The organism is Mesorhizobium hawassense (assembly GCF_003289945.1).
GTDB classification, from domain to species: domain Bacteria; phylum Pseudomonadota; class Alphaproteobacteria; order Rhizobiales; family Rhizobiaceae; genus Mesorhizobium; species Mesorhizobium hawassense.
Genome location: NZ_QMBP01000008.1, coordinates 243219 through 258235 on the forward strand (window position 1 = coordinate 243219; position 15017 = coordinate 258235).

Sequence of the window (15017 nt, forward strand, 5' to 3'; positions counted from 1 at the left end):
TGCGTGCCTTATCCCTCAACGTTCGAAAGATAGCCCGCGCCAAGCCGTGCGCCATCATCTGTTCGGATGTCGGACGCTGATGGAAATCGCACGCACAAGTGGCGCTCGCATTGACATGGGCTGACGGCTGCTGCCCAAGCCGCGGGGCATGGTCCGGCCCGCAAATCCTGTATCGCCATGACAAGCGTCCGGATCGCCCGGGTTACGCTTTTGCGGCCCCTGCAAGCGCCGCTCGCCCTTCCGCTCCAGTCGTATTCAAGTCAAAGCTTATATTTATACTGCTTATATTCTAGGTATCTAATGTTACTTTTAAGTAACGGCACGCAATGAATCAGTAATCAGCAATTCAACTTAACGACAGGAATCACACACCAAGTTAACCTATTGGCGATTTGGTCGGCACGCCGTGCGGGCGATCCGGCATGGCGGGCGACGGATTTCCGGGTGGGCAGACCAATGAAGACGAGCAGCGGCGCGCTTCGGCGCATGCGGGACGGGATGCTCCTTGCGGGCGCGAGCGGCGCGGCGATCGCCTGCCTGCTTCCAGGCGCTGCCTCGGCGGCGCAATACGATGTCGCCAATCTGGCCGAACTCAACAATGCCCTGGCTACGATCACTTCAACAGGTGATCCGACGCCCGTTATCGTCCTGCAGGCCGACATCACGACCAGCATCAACGTCTTGACTTCTACCAGTCCGCTGACGGTCGATACGAATGGACACACGCTGACCGGTCCTCAATTCAGCGGCGGACAAGCGGTGATCGTGACCGGAACCGGCAATGTTGTCGGACTTAGCAACACGGCCGGGCTTCTGGTCAATAATGGGGCTAACGTCACCAATGAGGTATCGGTTGAAGGCGCCTCATTCAGCACTCCGGGCACCGCCGGACAAATTGGCGCGAGCGTTATGAACAATTCGACGTTTGCCAACAGCGGCAGCATCACAGGCGGCGACGGCACCACGGCTGGCGGCACAGGAGCGCAAGTAAGCTCCGGTGGCCAGTTGATAAACAACGCGGGTGGCACCATTCAGGGTGGTAGCGGTAGCCAAGGGCCGGGAGGCATTGGCGTTGCCATTGGCAGTCCGGCCGGGGCGCAGACAAAGCTCACCAATGACGGTACCATCCTGGGTGGCGAGGGGACGACCAACGGCGGCGTCGGCGTCCTGGTGCGTACCAACAACGTCGGGACGATTATCAATACCGGTAAAATCCAGGGCGGAACCGGAGCAAACGCAATCATCACCAGCAGTGCCGCAGTGTCCCTGAGCATCATCAACAGCGGCACCATCAATGGCGGAACTGGCGCCAATGCCATTTCTCTTATCGCAGGCTCGACAGGGAGCCTTAAGCTTGAACTTCAGGCCGGTTCGTTGATCACCGGCAATGTTGTGGGAGGAACGGGGGCGAATGACGTCCTCACCCTCGGCGGCGACAGCTCCGCAGTCCTCGACGGTATGATCGGCGCCACCGGCCAGTACCGGAACTTCGACACCCTCCAAAAAAACGGCAACAGCACCTGGGCGCTGACAGCGGACAATACGGCCACTCAAGCCTGGACGATCTCCCAGGGCACCCTGCAGATCGGCAATGGCGGCGCGACCGGCTCGATCCTCGGCAATGCCGCCAACAACGCCACTTTGGCCTTCGACCGCTCCGACGCCTACACCTATGCCGGCGTCATCTCCGGCAGCGGCGCGGTGAACCAGATCGGCGCCGGCACGACCATACTGACCGGTGACAGCACCTATGGCGGCGGCACGACCATCTCCGTCGGCACGCTGCAACTCGGCAATGGCGGCACGACGGGATCGATCCTCGGCGATGTCATCGATAACGGCACCCTCGCTTTCAACCGCTCCGACACCTACACCTTCGCCGGTGCGATTTCAGGTGCCGGTGCAGTGAACCAGATCGGCGCCGGCATGCTGATCCTCACCGGCGACAACAGCTATACCGGTCCCACGACCATCTCGGTCGGAACCCTGCAGCTCGGCAATGGCGGCACCACCGGTTCGATCACCGGCAATATCACCAACAACGGCACCCTCGTCTTCGACCGCTCCAACGCCATGACCCTTGCCGGCGCGATTTCCGGCAGTGGCGCGGTGGTGCAGCAGGGCAATGGCAGCACGACCTTGAACGGCGCAAACACCTACAGCGGCGGCACGACGATCTCGGCCGGCACGCTGATCGGCCAGGCAACGAGCTTCGGCACCGGCAATATCCTGAACGACGCCGCGCTCGTCTTCGACCAGCCCGCCGACGCCAGCTTTGCCGCGGCGATCGACGGCACCGGCACGTTGACCAAGCAAGGCGCGGGCAACCTCAACCTCACGGGCACGAGCGCGCTCGGCGGCGCAACCACGATCGAAGCCGGCAAGCTCTCGATCAACGGCTCGCTCGCCAACTCCGCCGTCACCATCCTGGGTGGCGGCGCTCTCGGCGGCAACGGCACGGTGGGGTCGACGACACTGCGGGCCGGCGGCGTCATCGCGCCCGGCAATTCGATCGGACAGCTCACCATCCAAGGCAATTTCGCCGGCGCCGGCGGCACGGTCGAGATCGAGGCCATTCTCGACGGCGATGCCTCTTCCACCGACAAGCTCGTCATCACCGGCGACACCTCGGGCACCGCCGACGTCAAGGTGATCGGCCTTGGCGGCGCGGGCGCGCAGACCGTCGACGGCATCAAGATCATCGATGTCGGCGGTGCCTCGGCCGGCACCTTCAACCTGCAGGGCGACTACGTCTTCCAGGGCGACCAGGCGGTGGTGGCCGGCGCCTATGCCTATCGTCTCTACCAGAACGGCGTCAGCACGCCGGCCGACGGCGACTGGTATCTGCGCTCGGCGCTGATCAATCCCGTCGATCCGGGCGGGCCGACCTCGCCGCTCTATTCGCCCGCCGTGCCGATCTATGAGGCCTATGCCGGCGTGCTGCAGAGCTTCACCCGGCTCGGCACGCTGCAGCAGCGCGTCGGCAACCGCTCCTGGACTGTCGCCGACCAATCGGCGACAGGCGGCGCCGCCCAAGGCGGCAGTCCGATCTGGGGACGCATGGAGGCTTCGCACAACGAGTTCGAGCCGGGCACCAGCACGACCGGCGCCGATTACGACGCGGACCTGTGGCGAATGCAGGCCGGTCTCGACATGCTGCTTTCGGAAACCGCCTCCGGAATGGTGATCGGCGGCCTCACCGTCCACTACGGCGCGGTGAAGTCGGATGTTTCCTCGTCCTTCGGCACCGGCTCGATCGACACGAATGGCTATGGCTTCGGCGGCACGCTGACCTGGTACGGCAAGAACGGCTTTTATGTCGACACACAGGCCGAGCTGACCTGGTTCGACAGCGATCTTTCCTCCGCGACGCTCGGCAAAAAACTCGCCGACGGCAACAACGGCTTCGGCTATGGCCTGGGCGTCGAAGCCGGCCAAAAGATCGCGCTCGAGGGCAACTGGTCGCTGACGCCGCAGGCGCAGCTGAGCTACGCCTCGGTCGACTTCGACAATTTCACCGATCCTTATGGCGCGCTCGTCTCCAACGACGACAGCGACAGCCTGATCGGCCGGCTTGGCCTCTCCGCCGACTATGAAAGCGACTGGAAGGACAAGACGGGCCGCACAAGCCGCTCGCATGTCTACGGCATCGCCAACCTCTATTACGACTTCCTCGACGGCACCGATGTCGACGTCTCCGGCACCAGGCTGACCAGCAGGCCGCAACAGCTTTGGGGCGGCCTGGGCTTCGGCGGCTCGCTGAGCTGGGCCGACGACCGCTACGCCGTCCACGGCGAGTTGATCGCGCGCTCCAGCCTCGAGGATTTCAGCGACAGCCATTCCTTCGGCGGCTCGGTCGGCTTCAGCGTGAAGTGGTAGAGTCCGACACCGTCACTCGCTGTCACTTCGGCTCGCTCAATGCGCGTCCGGCGGCGGCGCCTTCGGCGTCACGTTGCGCAGGAACGGCACCAGCGCCGTGGCGATGACGAAGGCAACCATGATGACCAGGAACGCATCGGCATAGGCCATGGTCGAGGCCTCGCGATAGGCAAGCTGCCAGAGCTGCTTCAGCGCGGCGGCGTGGCCCTCGTCGATGGCGCCGGGCAATTGTCCGTAGCGCTGCGCCACATTGTCGAGAAGGTGCATCGCCGCTTCGTTCTGTGGCGTCAGGTGCGAAGCGATGGTCAGGAAATGGAAGTTGGTGCGATTGTTGAGGATCGCGCCGCAAATGGCGATGCCAACCGCGCCGCCGAGATTGCGCATGGTGTTGAACAGGCCGCTGGCATATTTCAGCCGGTCCGGCGGCAGGCTGCCGAGCCCGAGATTGACGCTGGGCGCCACGGCAAAGACCTGCGGGAAGCCACGGAACAGTTGCGGGATGAGCAGCTCGGCCGAGCCCCACTGGCTGGTGATGGCGCTGAAACTCCACATCGAGGCGCCGAAGGACGCCAGCCCGAACATCATCAGCCAGCGCGTGTCGAAGCGCTTGGCAAGGAAGATGTAGACCGGAACGCCGACCATCGAGGCGACGCCGGTGGAAAATACCGCGAGCCCCGTCTCGAGCGCGTTGTAGCCGCGCACGTAACCGAGAAACAGCGGCGTCAGGTAGATCGTGGCGAAGATGCCGATGCCGGTGATGAAAGAGAGGAAACAGCCAATGGCGAAATTGCGGTTGCCGAAGGCGCGGAAATCGACCACCGGCTGCGAATAGGTCAGGCTGCGGATGACGAACAGGACCATGGTGATGCCGACGACGATGGCGCCGTTGCGGATCGGCGCATCATCGAACCAGTTCCAGCGCGAGCCTTCTTCAAGGACGTATTCCGCCGTGCCCAGGCTGACCGCCATCAGCACGATGCCGATATAGTCGGCGCCCTTCAGCAATGACGGATCGGCTTTGTCGATCTTGACCAGAAGCGCGACGAGGATGGTGATGACCACTCCGGGGACGACGTTGACGTAGAACAGCCAGTGCCAGTTCAGCGTGTCGGTGATCCAGCCGCCGATCACGGGCCCGAGCGTCGGCGCGATCGAGGCGATGCTGCCGACGACGGCGGCGGCATAGACGCGCCTCGGGCCTTGGAAATAATGGAAGGACGAGGTGAACACCGTCGGGATCATCGACGCGCCCAGCAGCCCCTGCAGCGCCCGGAACACGATCATGCTTTCGATGTTCCAGGCAAAGCCGCACAGCATGCTGGCCAGCGTGAAGCCGGCCGCCGAGATGGTGAAGAGCCATCTGGTCGAGAAGACGCGGGTGAGCCAGCCGGACAGCGGGATGACGATGATCTCAGCCACCAGATAGGAGGTCTGCACCCAGCCGATCTGGTCCTGCGCGGCCGACAGGCCGCCGCCGATATCCTGCAGCGAGGAGGCGACGATCTGGATGTCGAGCAGCGCGATGAACATCCCCACGCACATCACCATGAACGGCAGGATGCTGGCGAGGAAGGATTGCGGGGCGGCCGGCGATGACATGGCGCCCTCAGTGCGATCCGGTGTCGACCGTGACGACCGTCGACAGGCCGGGCCGCAGCGCGACCTTGCCCGCCTGGCCGGCGTCGATCGTGATCCTGACCGGGACACGCTGCACGATCTTGGTGAAGTTGCCGGTCGCATTCTGCGGCGGGATGACGCTGAAGATCGCCCCGGTCGCCGGCCCCAGGCTGGTGACGTGACCTTTGAGCGGCCGGTCGGGAGCGACATCGGCATAAACCGTCGCGGCCTGGCCGTCGGCCATGGCGCCGAGCTGGTCTTCCTTGAAATTCGCGTCGACCCACAGGCCCGAGGCCGGAACGACGGTCAAAAGGTAGCTGCCCGGCGAAACATAGGTGCCGACCTGCGCCAGCCTGTTGCCGACGATGCCGTCGATCGGCGAGCGGATCTCCGTGAAGCCGAGGTCGAGCTCCGCCGCATCGAGATCCGCCTTGGCAGCCGCCACTTCCGCCGCCGCTTCCGAAATCTGGGTGTCGAGGACGTCGAGCTGTTGCCTCGACGCCGCAAGCGCCGCCCGGGCAGCGGTGACGGATGCCTGCGCCTGGCCATCGGCGGCGGCGCTCTTCTGGGCATCCTGCTGCGAACCGGTCCTGGCGCTGGCAAGCACTGCGTAGCGCTTGGCATCCTGTGCGGTGAAGAGAGCCGCTACGCTCTTGGCTTCGAGATCGGCTTTGGCCTGCTCTATCAACGAATTCTGCAGCGACACCTGGGCGCGCAGATTGTCGAGCGCCGACTGCTTCTGCTCGACCGACGCCCGCGCATGCTCCAGCGCCGCCTTGAACGGCCTGTCGTCGATGCGGATGACGGGCTGGCCGGCGGTGACGTGCTGGTTGTCCTCGACGAGAACCTGATCAATATGCCCGGCGACGCGCGGCGCCAGCGGCGTGACATTGCCGCCGACATAGGCATCGTCCGTCGTCACCAGGAAGCGGTTGGCCTGCCACCACTGAGCGCCATACCATCCGGCGGCAGCGATCGCGATCAACGCCGCCCCGAGCAGCAGCGGCTTGCGCCGCTTCCTGGCGGGTTTCGGGATGTCGACGACCGACGCCTGCAACTCGGCCGGGGAAAGAGCCTTGTTCATCTGCTTCGCGCCTCTACCTGGCCCAGCGTGTTCTCGACGAGCGGCCGACCCGAACCCTCGCTGCTGAAACGGTAGCGCTGCCGCATGCGGTCGCTGGCCTTGGGTCCGGTCGCCATGGTGAAGCCGCCGCCGTCCAACTCCCTGCCGGTCTCGCGGTCGACCAGAACAGGGTCAGCCCAACGCCCGTCCGCCGTGTCCACCACGACGAGGCTCGGGCCTTCCGGCGCCAGATGCCGGTTGCCCCAGGCAAGCAGGGCCAGCAGCACCGGCCGGAAATCGCGGGCCTTGGCGGTCAGCACATATTCATGACGAAGCGGACGCTCGCAGTAGGCACGCTTCTCGAACAGACCGCGTTCGACCAGGCTGTTCAGCCGCCGCGTCAGGATGTTCGGCGCGATATCGAGGCTCTTCTGGAACTGGTCGAAGCGTGTAAGGCCCTGAAAGGCGTCGCGCAGCAAAAGGATGCTCCACCATTCGCCGACCTCGTCGAGGCTGCGCGCGATGGGGCACGGGCGCGTTTCGAAGCTCGTCTTGGCAACCATCTTCGTAACTCACTTTCAACATGCAAGTTACAAATAACCACGTTAGTTGCATAATGAAAGTCACTATGTGGCGCGGCTTTGGACCGGCCCGACACAAAGTCGTGAGCGGCGCGCGGCAAGCGCCGACGGAAAGCCATCGATCGATCAGGGCAGCAGCACGACCTTGCCGGTGGCGCGGCGCTCTTCCACCAATCGATGCGCCTCGCCTGCCTCGCGAAGCGAAAAGCAGCCGCCGATTACCACCTTCAGCCGGCCGCGCGCCGCCAGGTCGAACAGCTCGCGAAGACTTGTCCTGAGAATGTCCGGAGACAAGAGCGGCAGCAATGCAAAGCCTTTGAGCGACTGATTGCGGTTAATCATCGCTTCGATATCCGGGGCCGACAATTGAAACCGACCGAGCGCCGCGAACACCAGCTCGCCGCCGGGCGCCAGGACATCGAGAAATTGCCTCGTCAACGCGCCGCCGACCGTGTCGTAGACGATTTCGATGCCCGCGCCATGATTCGCTTCGCGGACTTGCGCCGGCCAGTCCGCCTCGCTGGAATCGATCGCCGCATCGGCGCCGAGCGACAGGGCGAAATCGCGCCTGGCCTTGCCACCGGCGAGCGCGATGACTCGGCGCGCGCCCTGCCCTTTGGCCAGTTGGACAAGCAGCGAGCCGACGCCGCCGGCGGCGGCGGGAACCAGCACCGCCTTGCCGGCTGGCGGGCTTTGCCGCGGCAGGTGCAAGGCCGTCAGCCCCTGCACCATCAAGGCGGCCGCGTCTTCGAACGTAAGCGCATCCGGCAAAGGCACGACGAGGCTGGCGTCGATCGCCACATACTCGGCATAGCCGCCGAATGGCCGGGCCGAGACGAACAGCGGCGCGGCGACACGCTGTCGCAACAGGCGCCGGTCAACGCCTTCGCCGACCGCCTCGACGATGCCGGCGACCTCGACGCCGGGAAACGCCGGCAGGCCGGGCGTCACGGCGTAGCGATCGGCGCGCATTAGAACCTCGAAGAAATTGATGCCGGCGGCTCCGACCTTGACCAGCACCTCGCCGGCTGCCGCGACGGGTCTTGCAAGCTCGACGGTTTCCAGCACTTCCGGACCGCCGAAACGGTTGAATTGGACGGCTTTCATGACAGGCTCCGATCGCTATGGCATCGGCCGCCCTTTGCCACTATCTGCGCAGTCGCCGCTACACACGGATTTGTCCGCTGCACACCAGGAGGTGACCATGGCCCGCACGATCAAGCGACTGCCGATGTTGCCGGCCGAGCGCGCGCTGAAGGTGATCTCTGGCCGCTGGAAAGCGGTGATCCTCTATCATCTGTTCGACGGTCCGTGCCGGCTTTCGGCGCTCAAGGCTCGGATGCCCGGCATCACCCAGAAGGTGCTGATCGATCAGCTGCGCGAGATGGAGGAGCACGGGCTGGTCAGCCGCGAGATCTTTGCCGAAATCCCTGCGCGCGTCGAATATTCCGCGACGCCGCTCGGCCTCAGCCTAGAGCCCATCCTCCTGGCGCTCTGCCAGTGGGGACAGCACCACGCCGACGAGCTGGACGAGCGGGCGCAGCTTGCCGATTGCATCATCAGGCCAAGGCAGGTCGCTGAGGCTCCCGCAAATTAAGATGGGCGGCGCAAGCGCCGCCCATCGGGAGGATGATATCTGTCTCGGCTCAGGCGGCCTGGGCTTCGCTGGCGATCGCGTCGGCGGCGCGGGCGGCTTTCAGCACCTTGGCCCACCAGGCGACGTCGTTGACGAGCGCCGTGGCCGACTGGTTCAGATGCTCGAGATCCTCGAGCTTCTTTTCGCCTTGACGCACGGCGAGGAAATCGCCCCAGGCGATATGCACGGCCGACTTGACCGGCGCCATCTGCAGCTCGACGGCGGCAAGGCGAAGGTGCTCGACCGCGCGCGAGCCGCCGACGGAGCCATAGCCGACGAAACCGGCCGGCTTCTTGTTCCACTCATTGGCGGCGTAATCGATGGCGTTTTTCAGAACGGCGGTCGGGCCGTGATTGTATTCGGCGGCGGTGAAGATGAAGCCGTCGAACTCGGCGACCTTCTTCTGCCAGCGCTGCGCCACTTCGTTCTGCGACGGCGCCCAGGCGGAGGAGGCTACTTCGTCGAAGAAAGGCAGCGGCCAGTCGCGCAGATCGACGATCTCCACGTCGATATCGGCGTGCGACCTGGCGATCTTGGCGATCCACTGCGTCGGGACGTCGGCGAAGCGGGCGGCGCGCGTCGAACCGACGACAATGGCGATCTTGGGTTTGGACATAAGGGGCTCTCCTTGGGGGATTGGTATCGTTTGGATACCGGCGCTATATGTGATACTGACAAACCGGCGCGCAAGGAGGCACGTTTTTGTTACTGAGGCACCCGCACAACACTGAGGACTGCCGAGCCGTGTCGGAAATCCTGCAACGGGTCGGCGACAAATGGACCGTGCTCGTCGTCGGCAAGCTCGGCGGCGGACCGATGCGCTTCAATGAATTGCGCGCCGCCGTCGGCGGCATTTCGCAGAAGATGCTGACCAGTACTTTGCGCGGTCTGGAGCGCGACGGCTTCGTCACCCGAAAAGTCTTTCCGACCATTCCGCCGCGTGTCGATTACGAGCTCACCGAGCTCGGTCATGAGCTGCTGGTGCCGGTCGGCGCGCTCGGCGAATGGGCGCGCAGGAACACCAGCCGGGTGCAGGAAGCGCGCGCGAAATTCGATGGCCTGCAGGCCTGAAGGCCTTGTAGTTCAACGGATTTTGAACCTACGGATAAACCTCGCGCGCCTCAGCGCCGGCCTCTGCGCACTTTCCGATTTCGATGGGATCAGCTTCGGGTCCTGCTAGCCTCGCAGGCGTCGCCGCGATCGCTTCGCCAAGCGTGGCCGCCCTTAGCCGCCTACCGATCAGGTGCCTCGTGCGGTGCTGTTGCAGCAGGCCGTCGAGCAGTTTTCCGGCTACGTTACACCCTCGCCCGCCGCCTTCAAATCCCGCAAGCATGCGACGCGCGGAAGGTCTTTCCTGACCTCCACATAGGCCGTAATGCCAAGCAGGCAGACCAGGGCGACGAGGGCTGCCACGAGCCACCCGTTCAGCATATGTTGACGCATTGTCTTCCCTCCCCGCACCTGCAAAACTGGGCGGTGAAGGCAACCATTGGATGTCGCGAAGCACATCCCCCGCGCGGGCGTCGTTACAAACAGCAGTCTGGGAGAATCGGGGGGATCGTCAGCTCTCGGCCGGAACCGGCTTCGGCTTACCTTCGCCGTCGAGCGCCACCATGACGAAATCGGCGTGGGTGACTTTCTCCATCAAATCGGAAAGGTAGCGTTGCGCCCAGGCCTCGACCTTGAGCACCATCGAGGTGCGGCCGACGCGCTCGACATGGGTGTAGATACAGAGCGTATCGCCGATCTTCATCGGCTTGGCGAAGGACATCTCCTTGACTGCGGCGGTGACCACCCGGCCCTTGGCGCGCTCTGCGGCGCGGATGCCGCAGGCAAGGTCCATCTGCGCCATCACCCAGCCGCCGAAAATGTCGCCGGCCGCATTGGCATCGGACGGCATGGCGAGGGTCCTCAGCGTCAGATCGCCGAGCGGCTTTCCCTCCGCGTAATGCACCATGAAGACAACTCCTCGCCAATCTGGTCTGATGCCTACCGGTCGCACGACGAATGGTCAACGCGCAGCGGCCGTGATGGAGAACCCGGATGGCGCGCCGCATCCTCATCGATTTCGAAACGACGCCCGGAGACGCCGATCTCAACTTCAAGATCTGGATATTTGCCGAGGACCTCTATCGCGCCTTGCGCTCGAATGAGCTTGCTTCGCTTTCGCTCGACGATGTCGACCTCGTCTCTTCGCAACTCATCATACCGGTTCGCTCGAAACGGCGCGTGCGTCGCGCCACCGCGCTGATCGAACAGGTGCTGGAAGAGCATTTCCTCGCGAAGGTCGCCCGGCTCACCGTTACCGACGAAGCCGGGCAGCCTGTCGATTAATCCGGCAGCCCGGGTCGATTCCGACACGGCAGCCGGTCGCTTTTTTCACAAGCCATGCCGGAAGCCACGGCGACGACCTGAACCGGCAATGTCTAGGCTAGGCCGCGAATTTCGGAGCGCGCCCGCCCATCATGCAGACTTACGATTTCATCATCGTTGGCTCCGGCTCGGCCGGTTCGGTCGTTGCCGGCAGGCTGTCGGCTTCCGGCCGCTTCTCGGTGCTGGTCCTGGAGGCCGGCGGGACCGACCAGAGGTTCTACGTCCAGATGCCGCTTGGCTACGGCAAGACGTTCTTCGACCCAGCCGTCAACTGGAACTACAAGGCCGAGCCGGATCCCGGTCTTGGCGGCAATGCCGATCATTGGCCGCGCGGCAAGCTGCTCGGCGGCTCGAGCTCGATCAACGCCATGGTCTTCATCCGGGGTGCACGCGAGGACTTCGATGCCTGGGCCTCTGCCGGCAATCCTGGCTGGAGTTATGACGACCTGCTGCCCGCCTTCAAAGCGCTGGAGGACAATGAGGCCGGCGCCGACCAATGGCGCGGCACAGGCGGACCGCTGCACGTCACCGATTGCTCGCGCGCGGTGCACCCGCTGACCAAGCGCTATCTGGCGGCCGGCGAACAAGCCGGGCTGCCATTCAACCCGGATTTCAACGGCGCCTCCCAGGAGGGCGTCGGTGTCTACCAGATCACGACAAAGAACGGCCGCCGCATGTCGGCCGCCCGCGCCTTCCTGCGGCCGGCGATGAAGCGCGGCAACGTTCGCGTCGAGACCAAGGCGCTGGCGACACGAATCCTGTTCGAAGGCAAGCGCGCCGTCGGCGTCGAATATGAGCAGAACGGCGAGAAGAAGACGGCGCGCGCTGGTCGCGAGGTGATCCTTTCCGGCGGCTCGATCAACTCGCCGCAACTGCTGCAGCTCTCCGGCGTCGGCCCCGCCGCGCTGCTCGGCGATCTCGGCATTTCGGTGGTCCATGCCAACGGCAATGTCGGCGCCAATCTGCAGGACCATGTCGGCATCAACTACACCTTCAAGGGCAAGCTGCCGACGCTCAACCAGACCCTGCGGCCCTGGTGGGGCAAGCTCCTGGTCGGCATGCAGTATATACTGACACGCTCGGGTCCGCTGTCGCTGTCGATGAACAATGCCGGCGGCTTCTTCCGCACCGACCCGTCGATGACGCGGCCGAACATGCAGCTCTATTTCCAGGCCTTCTCGACCGTCATTCCAAAGAGCGGCGAGCGGCCGATCCTGACGCCCGACCCCTGGCCCGGCTTCTCTATCGGCCTCTCCAACTGCCGCCCGTCGAGCCGCGGCGAGGTCATGATCCGCTCGAACAATCCGCGCGACTATCCGAGGATCACGGCCAATGCCTATTCGACCAATGCCGATGTCGACGAGATGCTGGCGGCGGTGAAGTTCGTGCGCAAGATCGCCGCGATGCCGGCCATGGCCGAGATCATCGAAGAAGAGGTGCTGCCTGGACCGTCGATCCGGTCGGACGCCGACCTGATCCAGGATTTCAGGAAACGCTCGGGCACGGTCTATCACCCGGTCTCGACCTGCCGCATGGGGCCGGACGCCGCGCGCGCCGTGGTCGATCCGCGGCTTCGGGTGCATGGACTGGAAGGCCTGCGCGTCATCGACGCTTCGATTTTCCCCGACAACATCACGGGCAACACCAACGCCGCCTCGATCCTGACCGGATGGAGAGGCGCCGATCTGGTTCTGGAGGATCACAAATGAAAATCACCGACGTCAAAACCTGGGTTGTCGGCAACCCGCCGCCCGGCATCGGCGGCAAGTATTTCATCTTCGTCAAGCTCACCACCGATGGCGGCGTGGTCGGCTATGGCGAAGCCTACAACGCAACCTTCTCGGCGCATGTCACCGCGAAAATGATCGAGGACATGGCCGAGCGCTATCTGGTCGGCCGCGATCCGCACGACATCGAGAACTTCTTCCGCCGCGCCTATTCCTCCGGTTTCACCCAGCGCCCGGACGTCTCCGGCATGGGCTGCTTCTCGGCGCTGGAAATGGCCTGCTGGGACATCATCGGCAAGGAGGCGAACAAGCCGGTCTACAAGCTCCTTGGCGGCCAGGTGCATGAAACGCTGCGCTCCTACACCTATCTCTACCCGCACACCGGCAGCGTCCATTCGGAGGACGCGCCGAGCGGCAAGAATGTCTACAACGATCCCGATCTCGCCGCCGCCTGCGCGCTCGAATATGTCGAGCAAGGGTTCAACGCCGTCAAGCTAGACCCGGCCGGTCCTTACACGGCCTTCGACGGCCACCAGCCGCGGCTGCTCGACATCGACGTTTCCGCCAGCATGATCAAGGCGATCCGCGAGGCGGTCGGCACCAGGGCCGATATCCTGTTCGGCACGCACGGCCAGTTCACCGCCTCGGGCGCGTTGCGCCTGGCCCGCGCCATCGAGCCTTACGATCCGCTGTGGTTCGAGGAACCGGTGCCGCCGGACATGCCCGAGGTGATGGCGCAGGTTGCCCGCGGCACCTCGATCCCGATCGCCACCGGCGAACGGCTGACGACGAAATTCGAGTTCGCCCGGGTCATCGAGAACCGCGCCGCGACCATCCTGCAGCCCGACCTCGGCCGCTCCGGCGGCATCCTCGAAACCAAGAAGATTGCCGCCATGGCCGAGGCCTACCACATCCAGGTCGCGCCGCACTGCTATTGCGGCCCGATCGTCGGCGCCGCCAACATCCAGCTGGCGGTGACACTGCCCAATTTCCTCATCCTGGAATCGCTGAAGCAGTGGGACGGTTTCCACGCCACGCTCTTGAAGAAGAAGATCGAGTGGCAGGACGGCAACGTCATCCCCTCGAAGGAGCCCGGCCTCGGCGTCGAGCTCGACGAGGCGGTCTGCGACGCGCATCCCTATAGCGGCAAGGACCTGCATCTGCAGATGATGCAGACGCCGTTGATGCCGTGACCCTCGCCTACGCCTTCATCGGCCTCGGCCATCTCGGCGGCAACCTTGCCGCCAGCCTGCTGCGCAACGGCTTTGCCGTCACCGTCGTCGACCGTGACCGGGCGACGGTCGAGCGCCTCGTCGCGCTCGGCGCCATTGCGGCGGTGAGCCCGGCGGAGGCCGCCGCCCGCGCCGGCAATGCGATCAGCTGCCTGCCCTCGCCGAAGGTCAGCGAAGCGGTGCTCGCCGGCCCCGACGGACTGCTTCAGGGCCTGCCCGCTGGCGGCACCTGGATCGAGATGTCGACCAATGGCCGCGACGAAATCCTGCGGCTCGCTGCAATCGCTTCGGCGAAAGGCATCGAGACGCTCGAATGCCCGGTCACCGGCGGCGTGCATCTGGCGGCGGCGGGCAGGATCACCGCTCTCGTCGGCGGCGACGCGGCCCTCTACGAACGCCATCGCCCGGCGATCGAGGCGATGTGCGCGAAGTCCTTCCTGATGGGGCCTATCGGCTCGGCGGCGGTGATCAAGGTCATCACCAACATGCTGGCCTTCATCCATCTGGTCGCCGCCGGCGAGGCGCTGATGCTGGCCAAGCAGGGCGGCCTCGACCTCGCCCAGACCTACCACGCCATCGTCGCCTCCTCCGGCAACAGTTTTGTGCACGAGACCGAAAGCCAGCTCGTCTTGAACGGCTCCTACGACATCGGCTTCACCATGGACCTTGCGCTGAAGGACCTCGGTTTCGCGCTGGCCATGGGCCGGGATTTCGGCGCGCCGCTCGATCTGGCATCGCGCGTCAACGCGATCTTCGAAGAGGGCAAGCGCGCCTATGGCGGCGGCGCCTGGTCGACCCAGATCGTCAAGCTGCTGGAGGATGCCGTCGGCACCGAGCTTCGCGCGCCGGGCTTTCCGGCTAAGCTCGAACCGTGATCCGGCAAAAATCTAGCCAGCTATTTCAATCGCT

The 15017-nt window shown here is 64.6% G+C and carries 13 protein-coding genes; 7 read left to right on the forward strand and 6 right to left on the reverse strand.

Annotation, left to right across the window (positions count from 1 at the left end):
* The first annotated feature begins 456 nt into the window (after nt 1–456).
* A complete protein-coding gene (locus tag DPM33_RS18505) occupies nt 457–3879 on the forward strand; it encodes an autotransporter outer membrane beta-barrel domain-containing protein (RefSeq protein WP_245442217.1) in 3423 nt (1140 codons plus the stop codon).
* A 36-nt stretch (nt 3880–3915) separates the two neighbouring features.
* On the opposite strand, the gene DPM33_RS18510 is transcribed toward DPM33_RS18505, so the two are convergent.
* The 4 genes from DPM33_RS18510 to DPM33_RS18525 all read right to left on the reverse strand — a co-directional run bounded on the left by DPM33_RS18510 (nt 3916) and on the right by DPM33_RS18525 (nt 8247).
* Nucleotides 3916–5478 (reverse strand): DHA2 family efflux MFS transporter permease subunit, encoded by a 1563-nt coding sequence (locus DPM33_RS18510; protein WP_112098876.1) that lies wholly within the window; start codon nt 5476–5478, stop codon nt 3916–3918.
* Nucleotides 5479–5485: 7 nt separating this feature from the next.
* Nucleotides 5486–6580: an HlyD family secretion protein gene (locus DPM33_RS18515; protein ID WP_112098877.1), complete on the reverse strand. Its 1095-nt coding sequence runs from the start codon at nt 6578–6580 to the stop codon at nt 5486–5488.
* On the reverse strand, nt 6577–7122 hold the full coding sequence (locus DPM33_RS18520; RefSeq protein WP_112098878.1) for a winged helix-turn-helix transcriptional regulator: 546 nt from the start codon (nt 7120–7122) through the stop codon (nt 6577–6579). Before DPM33_RS18520 ends, DPM33_RS18515 begins: the two co-directional genes overlap by 4 nt.
* Nucleotides 7123–7266: 144 nt before the next feature.
* The gene (locus tag DPM33_RS18525) at nt 7267–8247 is read right to left on the reverse strand and encodes a quinone oxidoreductase family protein (RefSeq protein ID WP_112098879.1); all 981 of its coding nucleotides are present in this window, start codon (nt 8245–8247) and stop codon (nt 7267–7269) included.
* 97 nt (nt 8248–8344) lie between these two features.
* On the opposite strand from DPM33_RS18525, the gene DPM33_RS18530 reads away from it, so the two are divergent.
* Nucleotides 8345–8737 (forward strand): winged helix-turn-helix transcriptional regulator, encoded by a 393-nt coding sequence (locus DPM33_RS18530; RefSeq protein WP_112098880.1) that lies wholly within the window; start codon nt 8345–8347, stop codon nt 8735–8737.
* 49 nt (nt 8738–8786) lie between these two features.
* Here the strand turns inward: DPM33_RS18530 and DPM33_RS18535 are convergent, their stop codons facing one another.
* Nucleotides 8787–9392 carry an NADPH-dependent FMN reductase gene (locus DPM33_RS18535; RefSeq protein ID WP_112098881.1) on the reverse strand — a complete coding sequence of 202 codons (606 nt, stop codon included), beginning with the start codon at nt 9390–9392 and terminating at the stop codon, nt 8787–8789.
* A gap of 86 nt (nt 9393–9478) precedes the next feature.
* Between DPM33_RS18535 and DPM33_RS18540 the strand changes: the two genes are divergently transcribed.
* A complete protein-coding gene (locus DPM33_RS18540; protein ID WP_112098882.1) occupies nt 9479–9847 on the forward strand; it encodes a winged helix-turn-helix transcriptional regulator in 369 nt (122 codons plus the stop codon).
* Between the two features lie 490 nt (nt 9848–10337).
* On the opposite strand, the gene DPM33_RS18545 is transcribed toward DPM33_RS18540, so the two are convergent.
* The gene (locus DPM33_RS18545; RefSeq protein ID WP_112098883.1) at nt 10338–10733 is read right to left on the reverse strand and encodes an acyl-CoA thioesterase; all 396 of its coding nucleotides are present in this window, start codon (nt 10731–10733) and stop codon (nt 10338–10340) included.
* Between the two features lie 86 nt (nt 10734–10819).
* On the opposite strand from DPM33_RS18545, the gene DPM33_RS18550 reads away from it, so the two are divergent.
* The 4 genes from DPM33_RS18550 to DPM33_RS18565 all read left to right on the forward strand — a co-directional run bounded on the left by DPM33_RS18550 (nt 10820) and on the right by DPM33_RS18565 (nt 14983).
* Nucleotides 10820–11110 (forward strand): hypothetical protein, encoded by a 291-nt coding sequence (locus tag DPM33_RS18550; RefSeq protein WP_112098884.1) that lies wholly within the window; start codon nt 10820–10822, stop codon nt 11108–11110.
* Nucleotides 11111–11241: 131 nt separating this feature from the next.
* The gene (locus DPM33_RS18555; RefSeq protein WP_112098885.1) at nt 11242–12858 is read left to right on the forward strand and encodes a GMC family oxidoreductase; all 1617 of its coding nucleotides are present in this window, start codon (nt 11242–11244) and stop codon (nt 12856–12858) included.
* On the forward strand, nt 12855–14069 hold the full coding sequence (locus tag DPM33_RS18560; RefSeq protein ID WP_112098886.1) for a mandelate racemase/muconate lactonizing enzyme family protein: 1215 nt from the start codon (nt 12855–12857) through the stop codon (nt 14067–14069). The genes DPM33_RS18555 and DPM33_RS18560 overlap by 4 nt, the downstream gene beginning before the upstream one ends.
* The gene (locus tag DPM33_RS18565; protein ID WP_112098887.1) at nt 14066–14983 is read left to right on the forward strand and encodes an NAD(P)-dependent oxidoreductase; all 918 of its coding nucleotides are present in this window, start codon (nt 14066–14068) and stop codon (nt 14981–14983) included. The genes DPM33_RS18560 and DPM33_RS18565 overlap by 4 nt, the downstream gene beginning before the upstream one ends.
* Nucleotides 14984–15017: the final 34 nt, after the last annotated feature.